Annotated in this window: 2 protein-coding genes; both read left to right on the top strand. The window is 51.2% G+C overall.

Features of this window, described 5'->3' with window-relative positions; all coding sequences use genetic code 11:
• Positions 1-983: TIGR03936 family radical SAM-associated protein (locus IQ270_RS28460; RefSeq protein ID WP_193976480.1), on the top strand; the 983-nt coding region annotated here is incomplete at its 5' end.
• Between the two features lie 1,038 nt (positions 984-2,021).
• Complete coding sequence (locus IQ270_RS28455) at positions 2,022-4,358, top strand: Rne/Rng family ribonuclease (RefSeq protein WP_193976479.1); 2,337 nt, start codon at positions 2,022-2,024, stop codon at positions 4,356-4,358.
• Positions 4,359-4,482 lie beyond the last annotated feature (124 nt).

The raw sequence follows: 4,482 nt of genomic DNA, 5'->3' as shown, positions 1-4,482 counted from the left end.
TGTGTATAAGAGACAGACCTTGGGATCACTTAGACACGGGGATCGACAAAAACTGGCTAAAAAATGACTTGCAAAAGGCTTTAGAAGCAGCGACGGTGCCCGACTGTTCCTTTGAAGGGTGTTCGCGCTGCGGGGTTTGCGGCACAGATTTCGGACACAATGTGGTGGTGGATGCGCTGCCAATTCCAGAGTTTGCTGGAGAGTTCGTGCCGAATACCGAGCGGAAACAGCGGTTGCGGGTGTGGTTTGGGAAGGTGGACGATATGGCTTTGGTAGGTCATTTGGATTTGCTGCGATTGTTCGATCGAGTTGTCCGCCGCGCCGATTTGCCGATTTCGTTTACCGGCGGCTTCCACCCGAATCCTCGGATTGCTGTGGCCAATGCTCTGCCTCTGGGTGTCACCAGCACAGGGGAAATTGCTGATTTTGAGCTGACTGAGCCGATCGATATTGAGGTTTTTCGGGAAAAATTGGCAGCGACTCTGCCAGAAAATATCCCGATTTACAAGGTGGAACAGATCGACCTCAAGGCTCCTTCTGCTAACCAGTTATTAGAAGCTGCTGAGTATATGATTACTGTCGCAGCAACAGGCCCGCTGGCAGAAACTGGCGATTTTGAAGGTGAAAATTCGGCTGCTGTCTCTGTCGCTCCTAGCGCGAACTGGGAAGCTTGGGTGGAGACGATCGTCCAAACAGAGGCTTTTTGGCGGGTACACACTACTAAGTCGGGAAAGACTAAGGATGTCAATTTGCGATCGAGGCTGCACAAACTAGAAGTTGTAGAGCAGCTACCGGCCAGCAGCGCCTCTTCCTGTGGCGGTACATCCAAAGGTAGAGCCGTTTTGCGCTATACCGGTAGTTGTCGCAGCGATGGCAACTTGCTCAAGCCCGAACATCTCCTGTTCATGCTCGAACAAGTCAGCCAGCAGGAAATTCAGCTTCTGCAAGTTCAGCGCAGTCAGCTAATCCTGGGTTATGGTTAAGATAGGGAAGTGCTGGTGAAATATTTCTTCACCTTCGGCTCTCGATCGGGATGTGTCGCTTAGGCTATAATTGCTGGTTATGGAAGCTGCAGCGGATCGAGCGCTTTAGTCGCTGGTCGCTAAGAGTCAACTAGCAACGCGGGCTGGGTGCAAACTGCTTCTGTTGAAGACTTCAAGCCTTTTTGTACATTCACGGGCTAAATCTAGCGCCAAAACCGCAGGAGCCGGGCCTGAACCAAATTTAGCGATTAATTTCGACCGATCGACTGGTTGTCGATCGTCGGCTTACTCAAAAATCTCACGGTTCAAGCCGCTCTGCTGGTATTCAACAATAGATATTTTTGACATCGATCGAAAACAGAGACAAGCCCCCGACAATCGTCGTGGATTACCAAAAATTTTAGATTTTAGACTAAGAGATCGAACTCCCAGATTCATCTGTGCAGTAAATCTCAAATCTCAAATCTCAAATCTCAAATCCAATCACCAGGTTTTAGGGTTGGCAGAGGCGAAAGTCCCAGTCGAATCTCAAGCTGGGGTAAGTTGAATGCTATCCGGCAAGAATTCAACAAAAGTCTACGCGCTTTCACTCCTACTTACTTTTGCTCAAAACCAGCCCTCAATAACCACGCAAGCGGAGTTATCAGTTCGTAGTGTTAAGTTGTGTGTTAAGAAATTGGTACGGCGTCACTGAATTTATTCGCGCTCGTTCAAAGGAAGAGTTGGAAGTGTTGGATATTGAGTATTGATTTGGCAATTCTCAACTCAAAACTAAATATTCCTAACTCGATAAAAGCCTGCTTATTTCTATCTTCCAGCTCAGTCTGCGAAGCATAACTCATAACTCGCGATCGGGTGGATTTAAGCACTTTATCTGTAACAGTTAACAGTCAACATTCAACAGTTAACAGTCATTCCACCCATAACCTACTCACAGCTAATAACTCTTCCTGCTATTACTAATTACAGTCAAAGTCAGAGCCACTATGAGTGTGCGTAAGTGTCTCTAACTGGCTGCCAGTTTTTTGAGGAAATTGAATGACAAAGCAGATAGTTATAGCAGAGCAGCATCGGATTGCTGCCGTTTTTTCAGAAGATCAAATTCAAGAACTCGTGGTAGCCACAGGCAGCCACCAAGTGAGCGACATTTACTTGGGAATTGTCGAAAATGTACTCTCCGGGATAGATGCAGCTTTCGTCAATATTGGTGATCCAGAACGCAACGGGTTCATGCACGTCACAGACCTCGGCCCGCTGCGGCTAAAACGATCGGCAGGAGCAATTACAGAACTCCTCACCCCGCAGCAAAAAGTGGTGGTACAGGTGATGAAAGAACCGACGGGCAGCAAAGGCCCCCGGCTGACAGGCAACATTACCCTGCCGGGCCGCTATTTGGTACTGATGCCCTACGGCAGGGGAGTCAACCTGTCCCGCCGGATCAAGTCGGAAGCCGAGCGCAACCGCCTCAGAGCCCTGGCTATTTTGGTGAAGCCTGCCGGGATGGGGCTGCTGGTACGCACCGAAGCCGAAGGCATGACCGAAGAAGCGATCATGGAAGATTTGGAAGTGCTGCAAAAACAGTGGGAAGCCGTTCAACTCGAAGGCGGTACCTCCCGCGCGCCAGCACTGCTCAACCGCGATGACGATTTTATCCAGCGGGTACTCCGGGATATGTTCAGCGGTGACGTGAATCGGATTGTGGTGGACTCGCAAAATGGCATTAAACGAGTCAAGCAGCAGTTGATGAGCTGGAACGGCGGTAAACTTCCTGCGGGAGTTTTGATCGACCATCACCGAGAGCGCGCCTCGATTTTAGAATTTTTCCGCGTCAACGCTGCCATTCGAGAAGCGCTCAGACCGAGGGTAGATTTGCCTTCGGGCGGTTACGTGATTATCGAACCGACTGAGGCGCTGACGGTGATCGATGTCAACTCTGGCTCGTTTACTCGATCGGCCACAGCTCGCGAAACTGTACTCTGGACAAATTGCGAAGCAGCAACCGAAATTGCCAGACAACTGCGTTTGCGGAATATTGCCGGGGTGATTATTGTTGACTTTATCGACATGGAATCCCGCCGCGATCAATTGCAGGTGCTCGAACATTTCAACAAAGCTCTCAAAGCTGACAAATCTCGGCCGCAAATCGCTCAACTCTCGGAATTGGGACTGGTAGAACTGACGCGCAAGCGCCAAGGTCAAAATATTTACGAGTTGTTCGGCCACACTTGCCCGACTTGCAGCGGGTTGGGTCATCTGGTGCAACTCCCTGGGGAAGAAGACTTCGCCGGGGCGGTGCGGGAATCGGCCGATCGCACTGTTGCTTCCTCCAACCGCATTTTGTTGAACTTGCCAGAAGGATTGGAACGCCGCAGCTTGACACCGACGGCTGCTGCAACTCCTGCACCAGTCCTCGAAGAACGTTCCCTCGAACCTGCTCGGGCTGCTTGGGAACCGTCTAGCGAAAGTTTGGATTTTGAGACCGGCAACGTCTCGTCTTTGGACTTGCTCAACCATCCCAGCTATCAGGATTTGGGGAACGCCACCAGACGCCGCCGCCGTCGCCGAATTGGCGAAGAGCCTTTTGCTGTACCGGAGGAGGAACCGGTACGCAGCAAGTTACGGCTGCCGAATACTTCCAGCGCCCCCGTCGCGGATACGCGCTCTGAGTATCAGGCTCCCGCCGGCATCCGGGCAGCTTCGGAGGGCTTCGGGCTGGTGAATATGGCTGCTGTTGGCAGCCGCGAGGATTTCGATCGCGTCCGTCCAGCTAAGTCTGAATTGATGAAGCCGATGGTGGAGCCTCCAGAGGTGATTTCGGTGGAAATGACACCGGAAGAGCAGGATGTTTATGCTCTGATGGGGGTTTCTCCTTTGGTGCTGACGGATCGCAGCGTGAAAAATCCTAAGAATGCGATCGTTTCGGTGACACTGCCGGGAGATCCTCCTAACAAGTCGCCTTTCGAGCAGCTCGAATTTGAATTTGAACCGCCCGTGCGAGCAGAGAATGTTGAGGAACAAGATTATTATCGAGAAATGTCGGCAGTTGAGCCTGTATTTTCTGAGGATAATCAGGAGGAGGAGGATGATCAGGATCAAATGTACGGCGAAAGTTCGATCGGCGACATTGATGATTTTGCCGGCCGGGAAGATGAAATCAGCGATGGGATGGACGAGTCGAATGAATGGCCAGCACCCGATGAGCCGATCGAATTGCCTCAATCCGATGATGAGCCGATCGAATCCGATCAGCCTTTGGCATCCAATGAGTCGATCGAGTCAAGCGAGTCAAGCGAATCAAGCGAATCAAGCGAACCCGAGGAGCCAGCCATCAACCGCCGCCGCCGCCGCCGCTCGTCTGCTGTTTTAGATGAGTGAAATGAAGGAAGAGGGAAGAAGGAAGAAGGAAGAAGGAAGAGGGAAGAAGGAAGAAGCAGTAGAAATTTTTACCCTCTTTCCATCTTTTCATCTCCCACTCCCGCCCTGTCCCCCACTCCTGTCT

Source organism: Microcoleus sp. LEGE 07076 (genome assembly GCF_015207455.1).
GTDB lineage: Bacteria > Cyanobacteriota > Cyanobacteriia > Cyanobacteriales > Microcoleaceae > Microcoleus.
Note: the sequence above shows the minus strand (reverse complement) of the source record. Positions and strands in the feature narration are given on the sequence as shown.